General features: G+C 65.1%; 22 protein-coding genes and 4 pseudogenes. 14 read left to right on the top strand and 12 right to left on the bottom strand.

The features are described from left to right. Positions 1–70: 70 nt before the first annotated feature. Both OKW44_RS15620 and OKW44_RS15615 read right to left on the bottom strand, forming a co-directional pair. Complete coding sequence (locus OKW44_RS15620) at positions 71–931, bottom strand: alpha/beta fold hydrolase (protein ID WP_018423451.1); 861 nt, start codon at positions 929–931, stop codon at positions 71–73. After that, entirely contained in the window at positions 928–1,965 is a 1,038-nt protein-coding gene (locus OKW44_RS15615; RefSeq protein ID WP_035471703.1) for a M14 family zinc carboxypeptidase, read from the bottom strand. The genes OKW44_RS15620 and OKW44_RS15615 overlap by 4 nt, the downstream gene beginning before the upstream one ends. A 312-nt stretch (positions 1,966–2,277) precedes the next feature. Here OKW44_RS15615 and phnC point away from each other — a divergent pair, with 312 nt between their 5' ends. The 4 genes and pseudogenes from phnC to OKW44_RS15595 all read left to right on the top strand — a co-directional run. After that, positions 2,278–3,195 (top strand): phosphonate ABC transporter ATP-binding protein, encoded by a 918-nt coding sequence (gene phnC, locus OKW44_RS15610; protein ID WP_018423453.1) that lies wholly within the window; start codon positions 2,278–2,280, stop codon positions 3,193–3,195. 59 nt (positions 3,196–3,254) lie between these two features. Then, positions 3,255–4,232: a phosphonate ABC transporter substrate-binding protein gene (gene phnD, locus OKW44_RS15605; protein WP_018423454.1), complete on the top strand. Its 978-nt coding sequence runs from the start codon at positions 3,255–3,257 to the stop codon at positions 4,230–4,232. Further along, entirely contained in the window at positions 4,229–5,068 is an 840-nt protein-coding gene (gene phnE / locus OKW44_RS15600) for a phosphonate ABC transporter, permease protein PhnE (protein WP_018423455.1), read from the top strand. The genes phnD and phnE overlap by 4 nt, the downstream gene beginning before the upstream one ends. A gap of 62 nt (positions 5,069–5,130) precedes the next feature. After that, a pseudogene (locus OKW44_RS15595) lies at positions 5,131–5,295 on the top strand (EamA family transporter); the annotation flags it as partial. Positions 5,296–5,361: 66 nt separating this feature from the next. On the opposite strand, the gene OKW44_RS15590 reads toward OKW44_RS15595, so the two are convergent. Continuing rightward, entirely contained in the window at positions 5,362–5,706 is a 345-nt protein-coding gene (locus OKW44_RS15590; RefSeq protein WP_018423457.1) for a DUF4148 domain-containing protein, read from the bottom strand. A 255-nt stretch (positions 5,707–5,961) separates the two neighbouring features. Between OKW44_RS15590 and OKW44_RS15585 the strand changes: the two genes are divergently transcribed. Both OKW44_RS15585 and OKW44_RS15580 read left to right on the top strand, forming a co-directional pair. After that, entirely contained in the window at positions 5,962–6,489 is a 528-nt protein-coding gene (locus tag OKW44_RS15585) for a thioesterase family protein (protein WP_018423458.1), read from the top strand. A 2-nt stretch (positions 6,490–6,491) separates the two neighbouring features. Further along, complete coding sequence (locus OKW44_RS15580) at positions 6,492–7,520, top strand: alpha/beta hydrolase (protein WP_018423459.1); 1,029 nt, start codon at positions 6,492–6,494, stop codon at positions 7,518–7,520. 41 nt (positions 7,521–7,561) lie between these two features. Here the strand turns inward: OKW44_RS15580 and OKW44_RS15575 are convergent, their stop codons facing one another. Continuing rightward, on the bottom strand, positions 7,562–8,524 hold the full coding sequence (locus tag OKW44_RS15575; RefSeq protein ID WP_026226341.1) for a response regulator transcription factor: 963 nt from the start codon (positions 8,522–8,524) through the stop codon (positions 7,562–7,564). A gap of 607 nt (positions 8,525–9,131) precedes the next feature. Here OKW44_RS15575 and OKW44_RS15570 point away from each other — a divergent pair. Next, on the top strand, positions 9,132–9,911 hold the full coding sequence (locus tag OKW44_RS15570) for a hypothetical protein (RefSeq protein ID WP_018423462.1): 780 nt from the start codon (positions 9,132–9,134) through the stop codon (positions 9,909–9,911). A 12-nt stretch (positions 9,912–9,923) separates the two neighbouring features. Here OKW44_RS15570 and OKW44_RS15565 read toward each other — a convergent pair whose 3' ends face one another. After that, a complete protein-coding gene (locus OKW44_RS15565) occupies positions 9,924–10,598 on the bottom strand; it encodes an HAD family hydrolase (RefSeq protein ID WP_018423463.1) in 675 nt (224 codons plus the stop codon). A 96-nt stretch (positions 10,599–10,694) separates the two neighbouring features. Between OKW44_RS15565 and OKW44_RS15560 the strand changes: the two are divergent. Next, positions 10,695–10,907 (top strand): annotated as a pseudogene (locus OKW44_RS15560) (porin); the annotation flags it as partial. On the opposite strand, the pseudogene OKW44_RS15555 reads toward OKW44_RS15560, so the two are convergent. Then, a pseudogene (locus tag OKW44_RS15555) lies at positions 10,877–11,047 on the bottom strand (LysR family transcriptional regulator); the annotation flags it as partial. The pseudogenes OKW44_RS15560 and OKW44_RS15555 overlap by 31 nt on opposite strands. A gap of 120 nt (positions 11,048–11,167) precedes the next feature. On the opposite strand from OKW44_RS15555, the gene OKW44_RS15550 reads away from it, so the two are divergent. Beyond that, a complete protein-coding gene (locus tag OKW44_RS15550) occupies positions 11,168–11,920 on the top strand; it encodes a TerC family protein (RefSeq protein ID WP_018423465.1) in 753 nt (250 codons plus the stop codon). A 7-nt stretch (positions 11,921–11,927) separates the two neighbouring features. Further along, positions 11,928–12,188, top strand: coding sequence for a TFIIB-type zinc ribbon-containing protein (locus OKW44_RS15545; RefSeq protein ID WP_018423466.1), 261 nt, complete (start codon positions 11,928–11,930; stop codon positions 12,186–12,188). A 47-nt stretch (positions 12,189–12,235) separates the two neighbouring features. Here OKW44_RS15545 and OKW44_RS15540 read toward each other — a convergent pair whose 3' ends face one another. The 4 genes from OKW44_RS15540 to OKW44_RS15525 are packed head-to-tail and all read right to left on the bottom strand — an operon-like array spanning position 12,236 to position 16,790. Further along, positions 12,236–12,877, bottom strand: a complete 642-nt coding sequence (locus OKW44_RS15540) for a DUF2894 domain-containing protein (RefSeq protein WP_018423467.1) — start codon at positions 12,875–12,877, stop codon at positions 12,236–12,238. Beyond that, on the bottom strand, positions 12,870–13,523 hold the full coding sequence (locus tag OKW44_RS15535) for an OmpA family protein (RefSeq protein WP_018423468.1): 654 nt from the start codon (positions 13,521–13,523) through the stop codon (positions 12,870–12,872). The genes OKW44_RS15540 and OKW44_RS15535 overlap by 8 nt, the downstream gene beginning before the upstream one ends. Next, positions 13,520–15,877 carry a DUF802 domain-containing protein gene (locus OKW44_RS15530; RefSeq protein ID WP_018423469.1) on the bottom strand — a complete coding sequence of 786 codons (2,358 nt, stop codon included), beginning with the start codon at positions 15,875–15,877 and terminating at the stop codon, positions 13,520–13,522. The genes OKW44_RS15535 and OKW44_RS15530 overlap by 4 nt, the downstream gene beginning before the upstream one ends. Positions 15,878–15,887: 10 nt before the next feature. Beyond that, on the bottom strand, positions 15,888–16,790 hold the full coding sequence (locus OKW44_RS15525; RefSeq protein WP_018423470.1) for a DUF3348 domain-containing protein: 903 nt from the start codon (positions 16,788–16,790) through the stop codon (positions 15,888–15,890). Between the two features lie 254 nt (positions 16,791–17,044). Between OKW44_RS15525 and OKW44_RS15520 the strand changes: the two genes are divergently transcribed. Then, positions 17,045–18,277 carry an NAD(P)/FAD-dependent oxidoreductase gene (locus tag OKW44_RS15520; RefSeq protein ID WP_018423471.1) on the top strand — a complete coding sequence of 411 codons (1,233 nt, stop codon included), beginning with the start codon at positions 17,045–17,047 and terminating at the stop codon, positions 18,275–18,277. Positions 18,278–18,451: 174 nt separating this feature from the next. On the opposite strand, the gene mctP is transcribed toward OKW44_RS15520, so the two are convergent. Together mctP and OKW44_RS15510 are read right to left on the bottom strand one after the other, a co-directional pair. Continuing rightward, a complete protein-coding gene (mctP, locus tag OKW44_RS15515) occupies positions 18,452–19,933 on the bottom strand; it encodes a monocarboxylate uptake permease MctP (RefSeq protein ID WP_018423472.1) in 1,482 nt (493 codons plus the stop codon). After that, the gene (locus OKW44_RS15510; protein WP_026226343.1) at positions 19,930–20,127 is read right to left on the bottom strand and encodes a DUF3311 domain-containing protein; all 198 of its coding nucleotides are present in this window, start codon (positions 20,125–20,127) and stop codon (positions 19,930–19,932) included. The genes mctP and OKW44_RS15510 overlap by 4 nt, the downstream gene beginning before the upstream one ends. A gap of 240 nt (positions 20,128–20,367) precedes the next feature. Between OKW44_RS15510 and OKW44_RS15505 the strand changes: the two genes are divergently transcribed. The 3 genes and pseudogenes from OKW44_RS15505 (at position 20,368) to OKW44_RS15495 (ending at position 23,027) form a co-directional block, all read left to right on the top strand. Continuing rightward, a complete protein-coding gene (locus tag OKW44_RS15505; RefSeq protein WP_018423474.1) occupies positions 20,368–21,783 on the top strand; it encodes a cache domain-containing protein in 1,416 nt (471 codons plus the stop codon). After that, positions 21,780–22,434 (top strand): annotated as a pseudogene (locus tag OKW44_RS15500) (response regulator). The gene OKW44_RS15505 and the pseudogene OKW44_RS15500 overlap by 4 nt, the downstream one beginning before the upstream one ends. A gap of 50 nt (positions 22,435–22,484) precedes the next feature. Next, positions 22,485–23,027, top strand: a complete 543-nt coding sequence (locus OKW44_RS15495) for a hypothetical protein (protein WP_018423476.1) — start codon at positions 22,485–22,487, stop codon at positions 23,025–23,027. The last annotated feature ends 130 nt before the right edge of the window (positions 23,028–23,157 follow it).

Raw genomic sequence — 23,157 nt, 5'->3', positions numbered from 1 at the left:
ACGGCCGTTTCGCGCAGTCAGGTAATACCCGCTGACCGGGCATCGCTGCGGCGCGGCAACGCCGTGCGGCTCAACGCGCGGGCTTTACGGGCGCCGGTGCCGGCGCGGCCGCATCGCTATCCTCGGCGCGCTGGGTGAGCCACGCGCGAATCTGCGCGGCCGTCCACGCGGGATCGTCATGGGGTAGATCGTGGCCAGCCCACGGATGCTTGCGATGCGGCGCGCCCCACGCCGCCGCGAGCTTCGCCGAACAGACCGGGTTGACGAGCCCATCGGCTTCCGACGACAGAATCAGCAGTGCACACTCCGGCGCGGCGGGCGCCGCGCTAAAGCATGCGGCCGCCCACAATTGCCGTAGCGCATTCGCGCGGCTCACCGGCGCGCTGCGGCGAATCGCGGTCCAGGCAGTGAGATCCGCGCCCAAGGTGTGGAGGTTATTGCACGTGAGTCGATGGATGCCGCTCTCGGCATCGGCGGCATCGCTCCAATGCGCCGCGACGCCGAGCAGACCAGGCCACGCCGACGGCCGCAGCCGCTCGTGCATGCGGCTGAATGGCCGCATGCTCGTATTGATCAGCGCGAGCCGTTCGATCTCGCCGGGATGACGCTGTGCCCAGTGGGTCGCGACCATGCCGCCGAGCGACATCGCGAGCACGTTGTAGGGGCCCGGCACACCCGTTTCGAGCGCTGCCTGCCGCACGAATGCGACCATGCCCGCGACGCTCGCGGGCGCGCGCCGCCCCACGTATTCACCGTTGCCAGGCAGATCGAGCAGCAGCAAACGCAAGCCGGTCGTGCTCGTTGCGGCTGGGGTTGCATCGCGCAAGCTATCGCCCGAAATTTGACCCAGGGTTTCGCGCAACGCCGCCGGCAAGCGCCCCCAATGCCGCGTTTCCCGCGTCAGTCCGCGCAGCAGAATCCACGTGCTCATACGCGATCCGGCCCGTACCAGTGATCCAGCGCGCTTCGCAGCAACTGCTCGCGACGGTTGCCTTGCGGCAGCCAGCGCTGCGCCGAAAACGCCGCGCGCGCGAGGAAGTCGAACAGGTTTGCATGGCGCCGCAGCACGCGCGCGGTGCGATGCTCCATGACCGGATTGAACATGCCCTGCCGCGAAAACAACTGCCGCGGATTTTTCTTGATCCACAGCCACGAGCCGAGTTCGAGCGTCATCGGCAGAAAGACGTTCGGCGCCGGCGTGCGGTCATACGCGTAGTCCCACAGATCGCCGTGCAGCAGATACTGATGGCTTTGCGGCTCGAACGTGTAGCCGTGATGCGGATGCGCGTGTTCGAACATGCTCTTCAACACGTACATTTCGGGCAGATGCGGCATCTGCCGGCGGGTTCGGGCGTACGGAAACCAGATGCTGTCGCTCCAGCCGTAGCCGGAATGGCAATCGAGCGCGATGCTCAGCGGCCGCGCGGCGAGTTGCGTTTCGACTACTTGCAGCAGCGCGGCCGCCTCGACCTCCATCGGCTCGCCCGCGCGGCCGCGATACCAGGGCAACCACGCGCCGACGCGCTGGCCGCCCGCCAGCAGCGGCACGCGCGCGTCGGCGTCTTGCGGTGCGTTGCGCATCAGGTCGACGCCGCGCGGATTCGCGCGCGTCGCTGCCCACATGCCGCCGGGATTCGCGATCGGTAAAAAGATCAGCCGGATGGACTGCAATTGCCGCACCAGCAATTCGTCCCATTCGAGCCGAGCGAGCAGCGCGCGCATATGGTCGAGGACGAGTTGCGAGCCGATTCGCTCGAGCCCGTGAATCCCGCCGAAAAAGCCAATGGCTGGCGCGAGCGGATCGGATGAACCGATGCTCGCGGTGTAGATGGAAAAGCGCCGGCCGCGTACCTCGGTCTCGCAGACCGCGCGGATTTCGAAGCTCGCCCTGCCTTGGTCGAGTATCGACTTGAGATCTTCATATTCGGCAAAACTGTCCGGAAGAAAGCTCAAAGGAGTCGGCATGACGGCGTGACCGGAGTGTCGGGATTATTAAGGACGGCCGGAAAACCCGCACTATAGCCTGGCTGTGTGTCAGCACGCGCGAGCGCGCACGTGTGTACGCGAATCGTGTCATCCGTATGTCACTTTCCGTTCGAATCATTGACTTCGCTCTGACTTCGTTTTGCCATCCTGACGACACATGACACAGCGGAAAACGCGACGCACAAAGATGTAATCGTCTAGACGTTGCGATGCCTTCACTCAACCGTCACAGTCGCTTCCTAGAATGGGCCCACACCTGCCGGCAGTGGCCGGATGCAAGAGGGAATACAGATGGAAGCGATCCGTGAAGCTATTCGAATCGAACGTTTGAGCAAGACGTTCGGTAACGGCCGCAAAGTGCTCGACGAAATCGATCTGCGCGTCGCGCCCGGTGAAATGGTCGCGCTGATCGGCGCGTCGGGCTCGGGAAAATCGACGTTGCTGCGGCATATCGCGGGCTTTACCGCGTCGGACGCGCAGCCGTCGCAAATCGAGATTCTCGGCCGGCCGATCCAGCAGAACGGCCGCATCGTGCGCGAGGTGCGCAGCATTCGCCGCGACATCGGCTTCGTGTTCCAGCAGTTCAATCTGGTGAACCGACTGTCGGTCGAAACCAACGTGCTGATCGGCGCGCTCGCGCGCCTGCCGTGGTGGCGACGTCTCTCCGGCCGCTTCCCGCGCGAGGAACACGCGCTGTCGCGGGCCGCGCTGCACGAGGTCGGGATCGGCGAACATGCGCGCGAGCGGGCCGCGAACCTGTCGGGCGGTCAACAGCAACGTGCCGCGCTCGCACGGGCGCTCGTGCAACGTGCGCAAATCGTGCTCGCCGACGAGCCGATCGCCTCGCTCGATCCCGAGTCGTCGCGCCGCGTGATGGAAATGCTGCAAGCGCTGAACGTCGAGCACCGGATCACAGTGCTGGTGTCGCTGCATCAGGTCGACGTCGCGATGCAGTACTGCCCGCGCACGGTCGCGCTGCGTCACGGCAAGGTGGTCTACGACGGCCCTTCCGGTGCGCTGACACCGGCGCTGCTAAAGAAACTCTACGGCGGCGATGCGCGAGAACTGCTCGACGACGCGACGCACGATCCAGACGAAACTCACGACGCGCCTGACGCCCCCGACACCGCCGCCGCGCCCACGCGGCCGGACAGCGGCCCCGCCGCCGCGCGCTACGCGTTCGCGTTGAACGCCGCGCCGTCGAACTGAACCGCGCACGCTGTCGTGCGCTTTTGATTCTCTCCGTCCACTCCACCGGATCTCAACCGATGAAATTCCTGCGCTCCCTGATCACGCTCGCGGCCGGCGCTGCCGCTTTCGCCTGCATCGCCGCGGCCCACGCCGAGGACGTCAACCTCGGGATCATCTCGACCGATTCGTCGGCGGTGCTCAAGCAACGCTGGGAACCGCTGATCGATGACATGAAGAAACAGACCGGCCTGAACGTGAAGGCATTCTTCGCGACCGATTACGCGGGCATCATCGAAGGCATGCGCTTCAACAAGGTGCAGGTCGGCTATTTCGGCAACGCGTCGGCGATCGAAGCCGTCGATCGTTCGGGTGGCGAAGTATTCGCGAAAGCGCAGCACGCGAACGGCGACAGCGGCTACTACTCGCTGCTGATCACCAACGTGAACAGCCGCTTCAAGACGCTCGACGACGTGTTCAAGGACACGAAGAGCGTGACGCTCGGTTTCGGCGATCCGAACTCGACGTCGGGCACGCTGGTGCCTGGATACTACCTGTTCGCGAAGCACAACGCGCCGGTCAACACGTCGTTCAAGAGCGTGCTGCCGTCGAGCCACGAAGCGAATCTGCTGGCCGTCGTCAACAACAAGATCGACATCGCGACCAACAACAGCATGATGATGGAAACGCTCAAGCGCGAGCATCCGGACAAGTTCGCGCAGGTGCGCGTGCTGTGGACCTCGCCGCTGATTCCTTCGGACCCGCTCGTGTGGCGCAAGGATCTGCCGCAAGCGACGAAGGACAAGCTGCGCAAGTTCTTCCTGAACTACGCGAAAACCGATTTGCACGAAAAAGCGGTGATGGCCGGCATCACCGAGTACAGCGGCTTCGAGGCATCGTCGGATCGGCAACTGCTGCCGATTCGCGAGATCGTGCTGTTCCAGCAGAAGCAGAAGATCGAGAACGATGCACATCTGTCCGATAGCGACCGCAAGACGCAATTGGCCGCCCTCGACGCGAAGCTGAGCGCGCTCAGCAACGCACAGTCGAAGCAATGAACACGGCCGATCTGATCACGTCGCCGGCGCGCGCTAGCGAAGCGCAGGCGGTGCAGGCGGCGCAGGCGAAAGATCGTGCCGGCAAGCGAAGCTGGTGGTCGTTGCTCGGCTGGATCGCGGTGCTCGCCGTGCTCGGCGGCGCGTGGCACGGCGCCGACATGCGTCCGCTCGATCTGCTCAGCGACTCCGCCAACATGGGCCAGTTCGCGGCGGACTTCTTCCCGCCCGACTTCACCGAGTGGCGCAGCTACGTACAGGAGATGTACGTGACATTGGCGGTCGCCATCTGGGGTACCGCGCTCTCGCTCGTCTGCGCGGTTCCATTTGGCCTGATGTCGGCGAACAATCTCGCGCCGCAGTGGGTCGTGCAGCCGATGCGCCGCCTGATGGACGCGTGCCGCGCGATCAACGAAATGGTCTTCGCGATGCTGTTCATCGTCGCGGTCGGCCTCGGGCCGTTCGCCGGCGTGCTCGCGCTGTGGGTACATACGACGGGCGTGCTCGCCAAACTGTTCGCAGAAGCGGTCGAGGCGATCGATCCGCGCCCGGCCGAAGGCGTGCGCGCAACCGGCGCGACGCGCCTCGACGAAATCGTCTATGCGGTGCTGCCGCAAGTGCTGCCGCTGTGGATCTCGTACGCGCTGTATCGCTTCGAGTCGAACGTGCGCTCGGCGATGGTGGTCGGCATGGTCGGCGCGGGCGGCATCGGCGTCGTGCTGTACGAAGCGATCCGCTCGTTCAACTATGCGCAGACGGCCGCGGTGATGATCATGGTGATCGTCGTCGTGACGGTGATCGATCTCGGCTCGGCGTGGCTGCGTGAACGGGTGATCTGAGGACGGCGCGCGCCGCGCGCGGGGCACTGAGCGGCCGGATTCAAAACGCCATTCCGGCCTTGTTGCTGCCGCTGCCGGCGCTGGCCGCGTGGCCGTATATCGTTGCGTCGGCAGTGCTCGAATGGGGCTATCTGCTCGCGCTGATTCGCGCGTACAGACGCGGCGATTTCGGTCAGGTCTATCCGATTGCGCGCGGTCTTTCGCCGATGCTCGTGTTCATCGGGGCCGCTCGTCAGATTCGACGGCATCGCGTTGCTGCACTTCGGAAGTGACGTTAGTTGCACATGCTGCAATCAACGCGTGTAATTCACCACCGGCACGGAATACGAAGTCGGCGCGAAATCGGTGCGGCCACTGCGCTGCGACGAACCATTCGCCGGCGCACCGTAGCCGCTGTTCTGCGCAGCCTGGTTTTGCGCCGCGACCTTTGCTTCGGCTGCCTGAATATTGGCCGGATAGTCGATCACGTTCGCGTTGGACGGGTCGTAACCGGCCTTTTCGAGCTGGCTCAGTTCGGCGCGCACCTGCGCGCGCGAGATCGGCTGATTGGCCTGGTTCGACTGGGCAAACGCCGCGAGCGGAGCGGCAATGAGAGCGGCGATAACCCCTGCTTCGATCAGCGACCTGATGGACTTCATGATTTCCAGCCTCCAGAAATGGCTTCATGCGATTGCCGCGGAGCCTTGCGTGACCGATAAGCCATCCGCAGCGTTGACGCCAGTTTAGGAGCCGGTCAGGCCACGTAGTAAGCCCTGAACCATGAATTCACTTTTGCTGTAACGATCACAATTCGTGGCGACCACGTTCCAGCGCAGCCTCATCGCGATGAACTACACTGATGACGCCCAACGACGCGCCGCAGCCATCGCATTCGATCGAGGAGATAGACGCTCATGTCGCATCCCGTTACCCTGCCGTCTTACCGCGACAGCGTGCGCGCCGAATGGGTCGATTACAACGGTCACATGCGCGACGCGTTCTACCTGCTGATCTTCAGTCTCGCGGCCGACGGGCTGATCGATCTGATCGGCCTGCCCGATGTTGTGCGCAAAGAGCGGCATCGATCGATCTACACGCTCGAAGCGCATCTCAACTATCTGCATGAAATCAAACAAGGCACGCAGGTGCGTGTCGACATGCGCGTGCTCGGCTGCGACGCGAAACGTATTCACGTGTACTTCGAAATGTTTGCGCTGGACACGACGCAAAGCCAACGCAGCGGCCCCGTCGCCGCGGCCGAGCAGATGCTGCTGCACGTCGATACCAGCGGACCGCGCGGCATTGCTTTCGATCCGGACGTCGAAGCGCGTGTACACGAACTCGCGCAAGCCCATGCGGCATTGCCGCCGGCGCGTTTCGCGGGACGTGTGATCGCTTTGCGATGCGCAGCGCAAACGGGACACACTACTCAAACGGAGTGACCATGCTAGAGCCGGAAATCGCCGCCTTTATCGAACGAGCGAGCGCGCTCTATCCATCGCATCACGCGGCGATGACGCCGCGCGAGCAGCGCGAGCTGTATGACCGCTACGCCGCGACGTTGACGCCGCCACTGCCCAGCGAACTCACCACACGGGACGCAAGCTTTCGCACCGACGCGGGCCATGCGATCCCGCTACGGCTCTACCGGCATCCAGCGAAGGCAAGCGAACACGGCACGATCCGCGGCACGGTGCTGTATTTTCATGGCGGCGGCTTCGTGCTCGGCTCGCTGAACAGTCATCAGATGGTGACGGCGCGCCTCGCCGCCGACACCGGCCTCGACGTCATCGCGGTCGACTACCGGCTCGCGCCTGAGCATCGCGCGCCGGCCGTGCACGACGACTGCCTCGAGATCACGCGTGCCGCGTTGAACCACCGCCTGCCGTTCGACGTGCCAGAGCGCGTCGCATTGCAACTCGCGGGCGATAGCGCCGGCGGCACGCTCGCGGCAAGCGTCGCGCTACGCCTGCGTGACGAATGTGCGAGCGGGGTGCGCGGCATCGCGCTTGTCTATCCGATGCTCGGCACCGAGCCGCAATTGCCCGCGCGCGACACCGAGTCCGATGCGCCGATGCTGACGCTCGCGGACGTGCATAAGTTTCGCAACGCGTACTGGGGAACAAGCGGGGGAACAAGCGGGGGAACAAGCGGAGGAAACAGCGGGGAAAAGACCGGGGAAAGAGGCGAAGAAAACGCCGACCCCACGCCCGGCCCCGCATGGACGATCCCGCTCGCCGCAACCCGCTTCGACGGATTGCCGCCGACGCTGGCCATCGGCGCCGAGCACGACCCCCTACGCGACGACGCGCGGGTGTTCGTCGAGCGGATTCGCGAAGCTGGTGGAGATGCCCGGCTGCTGATCGGCACGGGGCTCGTGCATGGATGCTGGCGCGCGCTTGAAACGAGCCCCGGCGTGCAGGCCATGCACAGGGCTGTATGCGAATTTCTCCGCGAACACGCACGCCATTAGCGCGGCGATATGCACCGCCGCGCCCGGCGCGTTATCGCGGCTCAGCGATTGCGGTTGCCGCGCCACTGCGCGAACGTGACGAGATCGAGGCCGACCTCGGCCGGCTCTATGCGGGTCCAGCCGAAGAACGCGTCGTCCCAACCAGGAATGCTTTGGGGCGTCAGCGACCGGAACTTCATGCCGGAACGATATGCGAGGTCCGGCCAGAACAGCGGCATCACCTCGCGCGTGGCGAGCTGGCGCAGCAGATCGGACGGGCCACCCTCGTCGGCGACGATCTCGCCCTGCGAGATCCAGTCGTTCTCGGCCCACGCGACGAACACGCTCGGATTGCCGGCGGCGTCGAACATCAGGATCACGTTCTGCTCGGGCCGCCAGTAATACTCGACGATGCCCCGAGCGGCCACCACTTCGTCGATCACCTTGCGCGTGCGCGGATCGCAGTAGGTCATGCCGTTTTCGCCGAGCGCGAGCCAGCCCGACTCCGCGCAATGGCGGCTTTTGGCGTCCTTCAGGAAGTGCGTCAGGCGATTGGCCGAATCCGCGTCGGTCTTGCGCAGGTACAGGTCGACGATGCCGGCGTTGAACGCCTTCACCGCGACGGTTTCATCGGCGACGCCGGTGAGCAAAACCTTCGCGCAACGCAGGTGCGAGATCGACGACAGAAACTCGACGCCGCCGATGCCCGGCATGTCGTAGTCGACGACGACCGCCGCCACTTCCTCGAAGCGCGACGGCTGCGCGACAATGTCGCGCTCGGCCGAGGTCTCGACGAAACGCTCGACTCCCGGTTCGCTCAGACACGCCGACGCCGCCGCGAATTCGAGCGAATTCTCGCGTGCGTGCTGGCGGATATAGCTGAGGGCCGCTTGCGGACGCGTGAAAAACAGGTTCGTGTAGGTGCCCGGGAAGAAACGGCGGAGCGCGTCGAGGTAGCTGTCGTTGTCGTCGACGAAAACCACTGTGGACGGGTAAAAAACGGGAGGTCGAATAAAGTTGTTCATATCTTCACGTGTTTCTCACGCCGCCGCGAATGCCCCCGACCGACCGGTCGGTCGATCTGGCGTTTCGCCAAGCGACTGCCCAAGGAATGCCGGGCGATGCCTCGCCCGCGGGTCCGCATGATCAATGGGTTCTTGTCGCTACTACCGGTCACCGCCTGCCGTCGCTGTTCGCGCCGCTATCGACGCTGGTCGCGCGTCTCGGGTGGCGCAGCCTGGCGCGGGCCTGCCGGCATGTGCGCAGCGAGCCAGTCGCTGCAAGTCGCTTTCACACGCCGCATAATCGAACCGTGGCTGCCGGTCGTCTGCAATGGTTCGTATAGTACAGGCTCCGCGCATTGGCGGCACAACTTAAATCGCATTCCTGCAGGCGCCGGCCGCGCAAATGCGGGGGACTAATTGGTCGAAAAAGAAAATCGCGGCACGCGGAAAAATGTCCGCTTCCGTCGTTCCAGCGAATCGCTTTAGCGGCACGCGCGCGCCGTTCGTGCCAGGTCCGTTCGGACATCAATCATCATGACGCACCGCAATATGCCAACAAGAAGCGTCGATGGCGAAATGGTCGTTTATCATCAGTCAATCGCAGTTGTTTAATGGTTGTTGCTTAGATATGACGAATACCGGCAAGATGATGATAGTCGGGCTGCTCGTGGTCGATGCGGGCGTCGCCGGTTATCTGCTTTACCCCAGGGACGATCAGGCGCCGGCCGTGACCGGCGCGGTGACCCGCAGCGTCACCGGCGCGGGGGAATCGGAACCGCAGACCGATGCGACGCGTGCCGCTGGCGCCAGCGTGAGGCCTGCGCAACCCGTGAGCCCGCCCGCGCCGCAATCGGCGCTGCCGCAGATGGAGTCGGCCACTCCGGCTCCGGGAGCCGCTCAGGCACCTGCTGCGGCACCTGCTGCGGCGCCCGCCCCCGCCCCGTCCCTGCCCGCCACAGCGGCCGCGCCCGTGCCGAGCGTCACGCTCCAGTCGAGTCAGACCGCGAGCGGCCGCATCGATAACGCAGCGCCGGCCGCAGGCGCGCACGCCCCCTCGAAGTCGCAGTCGTACGCCCAGCAAAAAGCTCAACCGAGGCCGCAGTACGGGCCGCGCATCGACCAGACCCAGGCCCGCCGGCGCGACGACACGCACCCGAATGGCGCCAATCCGGTCGCCGCAATGCTGACGGACCAACTGGTCAAGGAATCGGCGAAACCCGACCCGTCGCTGCCGATGCCGTCCGGCGTCACCGTGCCGTTGCAGTCTGACAATCCCCCGGGGGCTGGCGCGGGTAGCGGCCGCGGCACGAACCCGGTCGCGTCGGCGATGACCGATCGGCTGGTCCGCGAATCGTCGAAGGTGGGACCGACGCAGCCCGCCTCGGAGCCGCCGATCATCAAACCCTGAGCGACGCGGGGCTCACGGCCGCGACGCCACCTCGTCGAGGTGCGCGAGCAGATCGGCCGGATCGTCGTAGACGCGCAATGCCCCCGCGCGCTCCAGTTCCTCGGTGCCATAGCCACCCGACAGCAGGCCGACACCGAGCGAGCGGCAGCGGCGGGCCGCAAGCATGTCCCAGATGCTGTCGCCGACCACGACCGTGTGCTCGATCGACACGCCGAGTCGCTCGGCCGCGGCGAGGAAGAGGTCGGGATCGGGCTTCGCGTATTTGACGTCGTCGCGCGTGACGACGACCGCCTTTGCCGGATCGACGCCGAGCGCCGCCAGATTCAGCGCGGCGGTTTCCATCCGCCCGCTCGTCGCGACGGCCCACGGCGTGCCGGCCTGTGTCAGCGCGTCGAGCAGTTCGCGCGCGCCCGGCAGCGGACAGACCTGGGCGCGCATCCGCTGATAGGCGGCCGCATGCGCGTGCCGCAGCCGTTCGGCGCGTTCGACGCTGATCTCGCCGTGTGTCTCACGCAGCAACTGGTCCGTGAACAGCCCACCGCTCATGCCGATCTTGCGATGGATACGCCAGACGGACAGCGGGATACCTTCGCTGTCGAGCGCCTCTTTCCACGCCAACACGTGCTGATAGACGCTGTCGACGAGCGTGCCGTCTAGGTCGAAAAGAAAGGATGTCTGGATACGCATGCTGGCCTCCGGTGATGATGGGTCCAGTCACTATGCCATGTGTCGATGAAACGGCCAGGGCGGCTCGTCGCCCCTGACGACGCTCACGGCCTCTACACGATGTGCGCAAGCGTCTCCGGCGCGTACACCTTCACGCATGGCGCCTATAACGGCTCGTCACCGGCATGGAACAGCGCGATGCTGCAAACCGACTACGCGCTCAGCAAGCGCACCGACTTCTACCTCGAAGGCGTGTACCAGAACGCGCACGGCGCGCCGGCCGATTCGGTGTTGTCGCACGCGACGCCGCGCCCGGCCGGCTTCAACAGCTGGCGCCCAAGCGCTTTCTCGAGCTCGCGCACCTGCGCGCTGATCGTCTGCACGGCCATGTCGAGCCGCCCGGCCGCGCGCGCAAAGGCGCCCTCCTTCACGACGATCCAGAAGTAGTACAGATGACGATAGTTGAGAATGCTGATCCGATACTTCGAAAAAACCGAAACGTCGTTCAGGTTATCACTGGTTCATTCGAACCGCGAACAGGCCCATGATGGCTGTTCCGTCGCTCGCGGCGCACTCGATTCCGCCACCTCATGGACTCCCTGTTCGCACTCGTTGCCGATCCCGCCGCGTGGGCCGCGCTCGTCACGCTGATCGTGATGGAGGTCGTGCTCGGCATCGATAACCTGATCTTCATTTCGATCCTCAGCAACCGCTTGCCGGAAGCGCAACGCGCGCGCACGCAGCGCATCGGGCTGCTGCTCGCGCTGGTGATGCGGCTGCTTCTGCTCAGCACCATCGCGTGGATCACGAAGCTGACCGCGGTCGCGTTTACGCTGTTCGATCATGGCTTTTCGTGGCGCGATCTGATCCTCGTCGGCGGCGGCCTGTTCCTCATGTGGAAGGCGACCACCGAAATCCGTCAGCACATGATCCCCGATGACGAAGTCGCCGCGAAAACCAGCTCGACCGTGCAGTTGACCGTGGCGGCGGCGATCGGCCAGATCATCCTGCTCGACCTCGTGTTTTCCGTCGACAGCATCATTACCGCGGTCGGCATGACCGAGCACCTGCCGATCATGTTCGTCGCGGTGATCGTGTCGATCATGGTGATGCTGTTCGCGGCGCAGCCGCTCGCGCGCTTCATCGATCGCAATCCGACCATCGTGATGCTGGCGCTGAGCTTCCTGCTCGTGATCGGCATGACACTGATCGCCGATGGTTTCGGCTCGCACGTTCCGAAGGCGTATATCTATGCGGCGATGGCGTTTTCCGCGTTCGTCGAGGCGATGAACATGCTCGCGCGGCGCGCGAAAACGAAACGTCTGGCAAGCAGCGAGGAGTGATGCTGCGATGAAATGCCCAGTCTGCAAAACGACCGATCTGCTGATGACCGAGCGCCGCTCGATCGAAATCGATTACTGTCCGGACTGCCGAGGCGTATGGCTCGATCGCGGCGAACTGGACAAGTTGATTGCGCAGGATGACGACGACGGCTCGCGGCGCGGCGAGCGTGCCCTGGAAAGCGAGCGGCAGCATTACGAGGAGCGTCGCGATGAACATCGCGGGTATAAAAAGAAGCGCTCAATTTTCGATGTGTTCGACTTCGACTGAACGCTTCGGCGGCTTGGCGCACGCAAATTCCAGCTGCCGTTAGCGCATCAGCGCGCCTTCTTGCGAACGCCCTTGCCGGTCGTCGCGGCGCGCGGCGCTTCCTTCTCGACCGGTGCGCCGCCGTTCATCTGCTCGAGCCACGACAGCGTATCGACATACGACAGAAACTGCTTCAGATATTCCGGCGACAGCTCGCGCATCAACGACAGCGCGCGATGCACGAGGCTGCTCGAATTGAGCGGCCCCGCGTTGCCTGGCACCTGCGCGAGCGACTGGCGCAACTGCTTTTCGGTGCGGACTTTGGACCAGACTTCGCGGAAGTAGTCGACTGCGGGCAGATCGGGATAGGCGGCGGCGTGCGGAGCATCGGCGCGCGCGTGGTGGCGGGCGAGGCGTTCGATCAGCGCCGCGAGCGTGGCGTCGTTGGCCGCGTTTGCCGCGTTGGCTTCGCCGGACGTGGCTTGCGACGCGCTCTCGTCCGCAGCGGCGCGCTCGACCTCGGCCGTATATTCGGCCAGCAGTCCTGCCAATCGTTGCTCGAGCACTCGTCGCGTCTCGCCGCTGTGCTGTGCCGCGCGCCGCGTAAGCGCGTCGAGCAGATGAAAGCGCACCGGATCGAGCCGCGCCGCGCCGCTCGCGCGCCATGCATCGAGCCTCGCGCGAGCCGCGTGGATCGCGTCGTCAAACACCGGACTTCTCCGCTGCCGCCGCACTCGACGGCCGCGGCACCGGCGCGATTTCGACGCGGCGGTTTTTCGCGCGGCCGGGTTCGTCGGCATTCGAACTGACCGGCTGCTCCGAGCCGAACGCCGCCGCAAACACCGACGACGCCGACACGCCCTCGTCGATCAGCGTGCGCGTGACCGTCAACGCGCGCTGCGCCGACAGCTCCCAGTTATCGGCGAAGCGTCGATTGCCTTCGCGCAGGCGTTGATCGTCGGTGAAGCCGCTGACCATCAGGATCTGATCGCTCGCGCGCAGATACGCGGACAGCGGCCCGGCGAGACTTTTCAGCAGCGCGCGACCCTCGGGCTGCAGCTGGGCGGAGTTCAGCGCGAACAGCACGTTGCCGCTAATGCCGATGCGCCCATTGACGAGCGTCACGCGCCCCGCCGCGAGCGGTCCCGCGAGTGCCTGTTCGAGCGTCTTGCGGCGCTGCGTTTCGGCCTGGCGCTGCTTGACCTCCTGCTCGAGCTTGCTCGACAGTTCGAGCTGCACGCCGATCACGCTGACCAGAATCAGCACGAACGCTCCGACCAGCACCGACATCAGATCGCCGAACGCGGCCCAGATCGGCGCGGAGGTTTCCACGCCGCCGTCGATGTCCTCGCTCATACCGCGTCGGCTCCGGCGGTCGCGCGCTGCGCGGCCAGCAACTGCAGGTCTTCGACGATCTGCTTCTGCGACATCACGCTGAGGTCGACCACGTCACGCGCCTGCGCGACGTAGTAGGCGAGCTGTTCGTCGCTGCGCGCGAGCGATTTGTCGAGCGCTGCTTCGATGCGTTCGAGATGTGCGACGAGCTTGTCGTTCGCTTCGCCAAACGCGTGCACGGCCGCGCCGAATGCTTCGCCGAGGCTCGCGACTTCGACCGCGCTGCCGGTGACCTGCGCGGCGACCGTGCCGAGCTTGCCGGTCTCGTGCTCGAGGTGTTCGGTGAAGCGATTGCCGACGCGTTCGAGCAGACCCGCCGACGTCGAGACCAAGGCATCGACGGCCGTGCGTTGCTCGGTCGACGCGTGGTTGACTGCGTCGAGCAGCGTCTCCAGCGTGGCGAGCAGACGACTGCGCTCTTCGAGCATCGCGGTGTCGCGGACCATGCTGTCCGAGAGCTTCTGGCGCAGCTCCGCGACGACTTCGGCGGCGGCCTTCGGCGCTTCCGACGCCGCTTGCACGAGGCGCTCGATTTCGGCGATCGTCGCGCTGGCATGCGTTTGCGTCTGCGCGGAGATATCGCGTGCGGTTTGCGCGAGTGCGTCGCAGATTTGCTGCTGACGGGTCGCGGTTTGCGAACCCGTTTGCTGCCATTGTTCGTTGAGTTTTGCGGTCATCGCACCGAGCGCTTCGGTCCATGCGGCGAAGCGCTGTTCGTCGCGTGCGGCGAGTTCGGCTTGCAGGTTTGTTGCCGCCTTCGGTGCTTCAGCCGCGGCTTGAACCAGTCGATCGATTTCCGCGATCGTCGCGCTGGCATGCGTTTGCGTCTGCATGGAGATATCGCGCGCCGTTTGCGCAAGCGCGTCGCAGATCTGCTGCTGATGGCTGGCGGCTTGCGCACCGCTCTGCTGCCATTGTTCGCTGAGCTTCGCACCCATCGCGTCGAGCGCCTCGGCCCACGCGCCCAAACGCTGCTCGTCGCGCGAGCTCAGTTCGGTCTGCAAGTTCGCGTGCGAGCTACCGACCGCGCTCAGCAACGCAGCGGCATGCTGCTCGAACGTCGCGGCGGCGCGCGCCAACGCCTGTTCGTTGTTGGCGGCGAGTTTGTCGCCCGCGCTTTGCTGCTGAGCCAACGCGTCGCCCCAGGCCTGCGACATGCCGCTCGCCGTCGCTTCGAGCCGCGCGGACACGCCGTCGAGCAGCGCGACCGAGCGCTGTTCGAACGCTTCGGCAACGCGTTCGACCGAAGCGCGCTGTTGCGCGGCCAACTCGTCGCTCGCCTGCCGATGTCCGGCGAGCGCGCTGTTGCAAATCTCGGCGACGTTCGCGCTGGTCGCCGCGAACCCGCTCGACATGCCGTCGAGCTGGCGCTGCACGGCCTGGGTGACCGCGTCGTGCAACGCAGCGGTTTCGCGCGAGAGGCCGGCCATCGTCGCTTCGACGACCGGTTGCAGGGCCCTGCCGGCGGCCTGCGCGCTGCCGGCCACGCTGTCCTTCAGCGACTGCTCGATCACACCGGCGAGACGCAGATAGGCGGCTTCGGTGCGGCCGTAAAACGCGTCGAGGCTTGCGATCTGCCGCTCGTTCGACGCGGCGCTCTGCTGTTCGAGCGCGCTCATCATCGTCTGCAGACGTTCGACCAGCAGCGGCGTCGCTTCGGCCTGGCATTGCAGCAGCCGGAGGCTTTCTTCGCGCTGATGGCTCTGCGAGTAGACGCGCAAAGTCGTCGCGATCTTGGCGTCGAGCTGTTGCGCCGCTTCGAGCCGCTCGCGGCGGGACAGCGCGGACAGCAGCCCGAGCATCGCGGACGTCGCGACACCCGCGATCGACGTGCCGAACGCGAAGCCCAGCCCCTTGACCGGCGCGGCCAGCGATGCGCGGATCGCCTGCAGGTCGCTCGCGCTCTCCAGCGCAAGGCCGGTGCCGCGCAGCGTCATCACCATGCCGAGCAGCGTGCCGAGCATGCCGAGCAGCACCAGCAGACCGACCAGATACGGCGTCAGCGCGGGTCCCGGCAACGCGACGCGCTCGCCTTCGACGCGCAGCCGCACGCTATTGCGCAGACTCGGATGGACAGCTTCGAGAAACGCGGCGAGGCTCGGCGGTGGTCCGGACAACGCGGCGAGTGCGCCCGTCAGCGTGGCGGTCGCCTGACTATAGCGGCGCAATTCGAGCGCGCCTAGCACGTAGAAGACGCCGATCAGCAGCGTGACGGCGAACGCGAGCGGATTGGAAGCGGCATAGCCGACGGCGATCCAGCACGCCGCGGAGAGCCCCGCGAGAAATACAACGAAATCGATACGATATCTGGACATGGGGTCCCGGTTAGCAGGCGCGAAGAGCCGCGAGCAGCCCTTCGACCGGTTGAAAACGAACCTCCAGCTCGGCCAGCAAAACGCTCTGCATGTCCTTGCGGAAGACGTCGAGCCACGCCTCGGACGCGAGCGGCACGGCAGCGTTGCCGCCATCGGTCGACTTGGCGAGTCGCGTGGCTGCGGTGCTTGCGTTGACGTGAGCCAAGGCTGATTCCAGCTGCGTGGCTGGAGCGCCGGCTCCGACTTCGGCCGACTGCTGTCGCGTGGGATCGGCATCGGCGGCAACTTCGGCCGCCGCTTCCACCTCCGCCAACCTCCGCTTCTCGCCCTCGCGCAAGCGCTCGAAGTGCCCGCCGAGCAACCCGGGCACCGCGCCGAGCAAAGTCCGCTCGCGCTCGCCGAGCGCACGCTCCATCACCGCATCGACGACCGCGAGCCGCGCGAGCGACGGCGCCTGCGTCGCCAGCAGCGCGCGCAGCCGGCCACGCAACGTGCCGATCGCCGTTTCCATCGACTGCTGAAGCGCTAGATAGCGCTGTCGAAACACCGCGTAGTCGGCCTGCGTGTCGACCGCCACGCGCGGCGCCGACATCCGGGCGGACGACGGCGACAAGCCACGCCGCCGTGAGCCGGCGAGCACGCTATCGCTGGCGATTGCGCTCACCAGCGAGCGGCGCACGCGCGTGCACTCTTCCTCTTCCGCACGGCCGAACGCCCGTGCGCCACCAGCGACGGACGGCGGCTTGCCATCCAGCGCCGACGACAACGCGATCGCGTCGGTCCAGCCGAGCCACTGGCTCAGCCGATCCGCCAGCGATTGTCGCGATTCGGCGACGTCGGCCTCGGCGAGACGGGCCAGTAAGCGAACGAGCGCAGGCCCAGTGATGGCGCTGCGCTGAGGGGCTTGGAACATACCACCGGACGCAAAAAAGTCAGCAGTTTACACGCTGCCGCCAGCGAGTCCGGATTCGCTCGCTCGATCGTGCGTCGAAAGACACGGTTTTGCCCGATCGAAGCTGGTATTCGCGCGTTTTTCCCGAGCGCGGTTTTTTGCCAATAGCGAAGCGGACCTATCCCTGTATAAGATGAAAGCTGGCGCCTCGCTGCGCACTGGAACACGGCGGAGCGTCGACAACATACAGAACACAAGCAAGGCGGACAGGGAGCATGAAATTCGATACCGTGGTGCTTGGCGCCGGCATTGTCGGGGTATGCATCGCCGTGCATCTGCAGAAACGCGGCCGCGCGGTCGCGCTGATCGACCGTAAGCAGCCGGGCAACGAAACGTCGTTCGGCAACGCCGGGCTGATCCAGCGCGAAGGCGTCTATCCGTACGCGTTTCCGCGCGGGCTCGGCACCCTGCTGCGCTACGCGCGCAACCAGTCGCCCGACGTGCGCTATCACGCCGACGCGATGCTGCAGGTCGCGCCGTTCCTGTGGCGCTACTGGCGCAACTCGCATCCGGCGAAGCACGCGGAAATCGCGAAGTCGTACGCGACGCTGATTGAGCATTGTGTCAGCGAACATCGCGCGCTTGCCGCGGACGCCGGCGCCAGCCCGCTGCTACGGCCGATCGGCTGGATCAAGGTGTTTCGCCATGCCGCCGCGCGCGACGCCGAAACCATCCTCGCCGAACAGTGGCATCGCGAGTACGGTGTCGAGTTCGAAACGCTTGACGCGCCGCGCCTGCAACAGCTCGAACCCGATCTCGACAAGCGTCTGCAAGGCGGGCTGCACTATCCGCAATCCGATTCGGTCAGCGATCCGAACGCGCTCGTCACCGCATACGCGCGGTACTTCGAAGCGCTCGGCGGACGGTTCTTCATCGGCGATGCCGATACGCTGCGTGAAGGCTGGCAGGTCGAGACGCGGGACGGGGCGATCACGGCCGCGTCGGCGGTGATCGCGCTCGGACCGTGGTCGGATCGCGCGAGCACGCGGCTCGGGTATCGGCTGCCGCTCGCGGTCAAGCGCGGCTATCACATGCACTACGCGCCGCGTCGGACCGCGCGGCTCAACCATCCGATTCTCGACGTCGAACACGGCTATGTGCTCGCGCCGATGGCGCGCGGCATCCGTTTGACCACGGGCGCCGAAATCGCGCGACCCGAGGCGGCCAAGACGCCGGTGCAACTCGACGCGGTCGAGCCGATCGCGCGCACGCTGTTTCCGCTCGGCGAACGTCTGGATGCCGAACCGTGGATGGGACGCCGCCCGTGCACGCCGGACATGATGCCGATCATCGGGCCCGCGACGAAACATCAGGGACTGTGGTTCGCGTTCGGCCATGCGCATCATGGTCTGACGCTCGGACCGGTAACGGGGCGGCTGATCGCCGAGATGATGACCGGCGAGCAGACGCTGGTCGATCCGCGGCCGTTTCGAGTCGAGCGGTTTTAGCCGGATGGTCTGAGGCCCGCTCGAAATCTCCGCCTTCATCGCGCAGTTATCGTCATCTCACGCTAAAGCCACCTCACGGCACGCCCCCAACCAAGCCGCCAGCCGTCGAAACAATCAAAAAACGCCGCGGGCCAACAGCCCGCGGCGTTCTTCATCGAGCCGGACAACCCTCGATCAGGCCGTCACGGCAGCCCGTCGCGGCGACACTGCCGACACCGCGAAGCTCACGACGATATTCGCGACGAGCGCGATCAGGCCGATATACAGCGGGTAGTTCTCGTGGCCGAAATGCATGCCATACACTGGCTTGAGCCCTTGCGAAATCGCGAGGCCCGTGCCGAGCACGATACCGACGAGCCAGCCGAGGAACAGACCCGGCGTGTTCAGACGGCGCGTGTACAGCGTGAACACGATGGCCGGGAAAATCTGCAGAATCCACACGCCGCCGAGCAGTTGCAGATCGATCGCGTACTGCGTCGGCAGGAACACGATGAACAGCAGCGCCCCGAACTTGACGACCAGCGAAACGATCTTCGCATTGGCTGCCTCGGCCTCGGGCGAGATGTTCGGCGACACCAGCGGACGCCACAGATTACGCGTGAACAGATTCGCCGCGCCGATCGACATGATCGCGGCCGGCACCAGCGCGCTGATCGCAATCGCGGCAGCCGCGAAACCGACGAACCACGACGGGAACAGCGTGCCGAACAGGGTCGGCACCACGTCGCTTGCCGACTTCACGTTCACGCCAGCGGCGATCGCCATATAGCCGAGCAGCGCGATCAGGCCGAGCAGCACCGTGTAGGCAGGCAGGAAGATCGCGTTCTTGCGCACCGTCTTTGCCGACGCCGACGACAGCACCGCCGTCATCGTATGCGGATACATGAACGCGGCGAGCGCCGAGCCGAGCGCGAGCGATGCGAACGCCGTGTACTGATTCGGCTTCAGCAGGATACCGGTCGCGCCGCCCTTCGCCTGGAAGTGCGCATCGGCCAGTGCGAACACGTGCCCATAGCCGCCGAGCTTCACCGGAATCAGCCATACCGCCGCGATCACGACGATATAGATCATGATGTCCTTGACGAACGCGATCATCGCCGGCGCGCGCAGGCCGCTTGCATACGTATAGAGCGCGAGGATCACGAACGCGACGATCAACGGCAATTCGCCGCTGACGCCGAGCCCCTTGATCACGACCTGCATGCCCACGAGCTGCAGCGCGATATACGGCATCGTCGCGACGATGCCGGTCAGCGCGATGGCCGCCGGGAACCACTTGCCGCCGTACTCGCCGTGCACGTAGTCGGCCGCGGTAATGTGGTGTTTCGCGTGCGCAACCTTCCACAGCTTCGGCATCACCGCGAACACGAACGGATAAACGATGATCGTGTATGGCAGCGCGAAGAAGCCATACGCGCCCACCGAATAAACGAGCGCGGGCACCGCGATCACCGTATAGGCGGTATAGAAATCGCCGCCGACGAGGAACCACGAAATGACCGTGCCGAACTGCCGTCCGCCGAGACCCCACTCATGCAACTGCGTCAGATCGCCTCGTTTCCAGCGCGCCGCGAAAAAGCCGATCACCGTGACGAGCACGAAGAACGCGATGAAGACCGTCATCGCAACCGGGTTCACAGGATTCAGATCGCTCATTTGAGACCTCGATACACGATGTAAATCAGCAGCGAGGTCAACGGCACCCACAGATACTGATACCAGTAGAAGAACGGAAAGCCCGCGAGCGGCGGATGCATATCGTTATAGAACGGCAGCCACAGCAGCGCGACATATGGGATCAGCAAAATAAGCCAGAGCCATGAACGGCCGGCCGAGGGGGAGGTCTCCACGAACGTCTCCTGAGTATTATCGACAGCGCGCGCGATGGTTCGTGCCCCGACGCGCGGATGCCCGGTTGCCTGAGGTCAGGCGGGAAATCGGGGAACGCCGCATACTCGCCCGCCAGGCCTTGTCCAGCGCGGTATGCGACGGGCATGTAGTATTCGCCTTCGCGCGCTTGCTTACAAGCGCGCAACTACGTAAGCCGTCTACGTAATAATACGTAGCCCGTTGACTGGCTTTTTTCAACGATGAAACTCAAAGCAAAGATTGTGCTGCTCGCGATCGTGCCCTTTCTGGCGGCGATCGCCAGCATCGAGACGGGCGTGCGCCGCGAAGCGACGGCGCTCGCCGAGCGGCAGCACGCGACCACGCAAGCCGCGTACATGGCGAGTAAGGAGATCGAGCTCAAGCACTACGTCGAGCTCGCGACCACCGCGATCGCGCCGCTCTACGAAGCCGGCGGCGACAACGCACGCGACGACGCGCTGCTGCGCACGCGTGCACTCGCGGTGCTCGAAAAGATGAATTTCGGCGAGGACGGCTACTTCTTCGTGTACGACCTGCACGGCCGCACCCTGATGCATCCGCGCGAGCCGGATCTGGTGGGTCGGGATCTGTGGTCGTTGCGCGATAGCCAGGGCACGCCGACGATCCAGCAGCTACTCGCCGCGGCCGCGCGCGGCGGCGGCTATGTGCGCTATCTGTGGCATCGGCCGTCGACCGGCAAGGAGGAGTCGAAACTCGGCTACGTGGTGCCACTCGAACGCTGGGGCTGGATGCTCGGCACCGGCATCTATCTCGACGACGTCGACACGACGCTCGCGCATATCGACGCCCAGGCCGCGGCCAATATCGATCGCACGATGAAGTGGATCGACGCGATCGCGGTGGCGGGCCTCGCGGTCATTGCGCTGTGCGCACTCGTGCTGAACGTGACCGAATATCGCAGCGCCGACGCGAAGCTGAAGCGGCTCGCGCAGCAGGTCGTCGAGTCGCAGGAAAACGAGCGAGCGCGCCTGTCGCGCGAATTGCACGACGGCATCAGCCAGATGATGGTGTCCGTGAAGCTGCTGCTCGAATCGGCGCTCGCGCGGCTCGAACGCGGCGACGCACGCGTGCCCGCCGCCGAGGCCGCCCTGTCCACCGGACTCACGCGGCTCGGCGATACGCTGCGCGAAGTCCGACGCATTTCTCATGCGCTGCGTCCGTCGATGCTCGACGATCTCGGCGTCGCGGCCGCCCTCGAACAACTGACGCGCGAACTCGGCGACGAGTCCGGCATCGCGATCGGCTTCACGCAGATCGCGCACACGCATGCCGCCACGTTGCCCGATACGGTCAACACCGTGCTGTTTCGCATCGCCCAGGAAGCGCTGACGAACATCGTGCGACATGCGCAGGCGTCGAGCGCGGCGCTTGCGCTGGAAGTCTCGCGCGATGCGGTCACGCTGACGATCTCCGACAACGGCCGCGGCTTCGACGTGACCGAAGCATTCGTCGGCGGACGTGAAGGTGTCGGCCTGCGCAACATGCGCGAACGGCTCGAAGCGCTCGGCGGCACGCTGTCGCTGAACTCGCAGCCTGGACACACCGTCGTCGGCGCGCGCGTGCCGCTGCCCACGACGCATGCAACGGTGCCGTCCCTGCAGGAACTCGCATCATGAACGACACGACCTCTCCTTACATCGCGCGTCTGCTGCTCGTCGACGATCATCCGCTCGTGCGCGACGGTCTGCGCGCACGGCTCGAAGCAGTGCGCCACTTCGAAGTGGTCGGTGAAGCGGGCGACGCGCAGGAAGCGCTCGCGCTGGCCGAACGACAGGCGCCGCATCTGGCGCTGATGGATGTCGGCATGAAAAGCGGCATGAACGGCATTGCGTTGGCGGGCCTCTTTCATGAGCGCTTTCCGGCGATTCGTGTGCTGATGCTGTCGATGCACGACAACCTCGAATACGTGACGCAGGCGGTGCGCGCGGGCGCAAGCGGCTACGTTCTGAAGGATTCGCCCGGCGCTCGAAATCATTCAGGCGATCGGCGCGGTACTCGACGGCAAGACGTTCTTTAGCGCGGAGATCGGTACTCGACTGATCCAGGCGTCGGCAACGCAATCCCCGGTCGAACGCTTGACGCCGCGCGAGCGCGACATTCTCGATGCGCTTGCCGAGGGACTGTCGAGCAAGCAGATCGCGCAGCGCAACGATCTGTCGGTGCGAACCGTGGAGACGCATCGGCTCAATCTGAAGCGCAAGCTCGATATCGAAGGACAGGCCGAGTTGATCAAGTTCGCGGTCGAGAACCGGCGCAACAAGCGTTGAGGTTCGCGGGCGCGCGATAATGGGCGGTCCACACCTGGAGCGACCACGACATGAAACGCGTGTTCGAACTGAGTCTTGCCGGTCTGATGATTTGCGTGGCCACGGCTCGCGTTCATGGCGAACCGGCGCGCGTCAATCGAGGCCACGATCCATTCCTGCAGATCTCCAAAGCGATCGCCGATTGCCCAACTCCGCTTGGCCCATTCGAAACCGAAAAGGAATGGCTCGACGATAGCCATTACAGAATAGAACGCGGCAATAGCTGCTGGATCGAAGGCCGTTGCCGTTTGCCGAACGCGTATCTGTACGACGCGGAAATCGCCGAGAGCGTGCAACGGCGTCTCGCGAATCTGAACGTCGCGACGCACTGGCGCGAGCAATCGACGCTATGGCTCACGCTGCAACGCCGCTTTATCTACGTCGAAGGCTGCGTCGCGCCGCGCTTCGACAAGAAGACTTTCCTCACCGAACTCGCCAAAACGGCGGACGTCGAGCGCGTGATCGACAACACGATCACCGATCCTCACGCCGCGCAGTTGCCGTACCGCACCCAGGCGGACCCGGACAAGCCCGTGCTCAATCCGGGCGATTAGCGCGGTAGATGGCGATGTCTTTGCCTCTGCCGTCTACTGCCTGCTATATCGACAAACATCGATAGCAACGCAGAAATCGTTCGTTTGGCCTTTATGACGTCATTGCTAACATCAGCGGCCCTACCTGACG

The organism is Paraburkholderia lebeckiae (genome assembly GCF_050436325.1).
GTDB classification, from domain to species: domain Bacteria; phylum Pseudomonadota; class Gammaproteobacteria; order Burkholderiales; family Burkholderiaceae; genus Paraburkholderia; species Paraburkholderia tuberum.
This window is presented reverse-complemented; position numbering and strand designations above follow the sequence as displayed.

What these genes read in the sequence shown, in the direction of transcription:
- OKW44_RS15520 (WP_018423471.1), top strand. Translation starts at nt 17,045, where the DNA reads ATGAAATTCGATACCGTGGTGCTTGGCGCCGGCATTGTCGGGGTATGC.
- OKW44_RS15580 (WP_018423459.1), top strand. Translation starts at nt 6,492, where the DNA reads ATGCTAGAGCCGGAAATCGCCGCCTTTATCGAACGAGCGAGCGCGCTC.
- OKW44_RS15620 (WP_018423451.1), bottom strand. Translation starts at nt 931, where the DNA reads ATGAGCACGTGGATTCTGCTGCGCGGACTGACGCGGGAAACGCGGCAT.
- OKW44_RS15535 (WP_018423468.1), bottom strand. Translation starts at nt 13,523, where the DNA reads ATGAGCGAGGACATCGACGGCGGCGTGGAAACCTCCGCGCCGATCTGG.
- OKW44_RS15590 (WP_018423457.1), bottom strand. Translation starts at nt 5,706, where the DNA reads ATGAAGTCCATCAGGTCGCTGATCGAAGCAGGGGTTATCGCCGCTCTC.
- mctP (WP_018423472.1), bottom strand. Translation starts at nt 19,933, where the DNA reads ATGAGCGATCTGAATCCTGTGAACCCGGTTGCGATGACGGTCTTCATC.
- OKW44_RS15545 (WP_018423466.1), top strand. Translation starts at nt 11,928, where the DNA reads ATGAAATGCCCAGTCTGCAAAACGACCGATCTGCTGATGACCGAGCGC.
- phnE (WP_018423455.1), top strand. Translation starts at nt 4,229, where the DNA reads ATGAACACGGCCGATCTGATCACGTCGCCGGCGCGCGCTAGCGAAGCG.
- OKW44_RS15530 (WP_018423469.1), bottom strand. Translation starts at nt 15,877, where the DNA reads ATGTCCAGATATCGTATCGATTTCGTTGTATTTCTCGCGGGGCTCTCC.
- OKW44_RS15565 (WP_018423463.1), bottom strand. Translation starts at nt 10,598, where the DNA reads ATGCGTATCCAGACATCCTTTCTTTTCGACCTAGACGGCACGCTCGTC.
- OKW44_RS15525 (WP_018423470.1), bottom strand. Translation starts at nt 16,790, where the DNA reads ATGTTCCAAGCCCCTCAGCGCAGCGCCATCACTGGGCCTGCGCTCGTT.
- OKW44_RS15550 (WP_018423465.1), top strand. Translation starts at nt 11,168, where the DNA reads ATGGACTCCCTGTTCGCACTCGTTGCCGATCCCGCCGCGTGGGCCGCG.
- OKW44_RS15505 (WP_018423474.1), top strand. Translation starts at nt 20,368, where the DNA reads ATGAAACTCAAAGCAAAGATTGTGCTGCTCGCGATCGTGCCCTTTCTG.
- OKW44_RS15570 (WP_018423462.1), top strand. Translation starts at nt 9,132, where the DNA reads ATGACGAATACCGGCAAGATGATGATAGTCGGGCTGCTCGTGGTCGAT.
- phnD (WP_018423454.1), top strand. Translation starts at nt 3,255, where the DNA reads ATGAAATTCCTGCGCTCCCTGATCACGCTCGCGGCCGGCGCTGCCGCT.
- OKW44_RS15495 (WP_018423476.1), top strand. Translation starts at nt 22,485, where the DNA reads ATGAAACGCGTGTTCGAACTGAGTCTTGCCGGTCTGATGATTTGCGTG.
- OKW44_RS15585 (WP_018423458.1), top strand. Translation starts at nt 5,962, where the DNA reads ATGTCGCATCCCGTTACCCTGCCGTCTTACCGCGACAGCGTGCGCGCC.
- phnC (WP_018423453.1), top strand. Translation starts at nt 2,278, where the DNA reads ATGGAAGCGATCCGTGAAGCTATTCGAATCGAACGTTTGAGCAAGACG.
- OKW44_RS15575 (WP_026226341.1), bottom strand. Translation starts at nt 8,524, where the DNA reads ATGAACAACTTTATTCGACCTCCCGTTTTTTACCCGTCCACAGTGGTT.
- OKW44_RS15615 (WP_035471703.1), bottom strand. Translation starts at nt 1,965, where the DNA reads ATGCCGACTCCTTTGAGCTTTCTTCCGGACAGTTTTGCCGAATATGAA.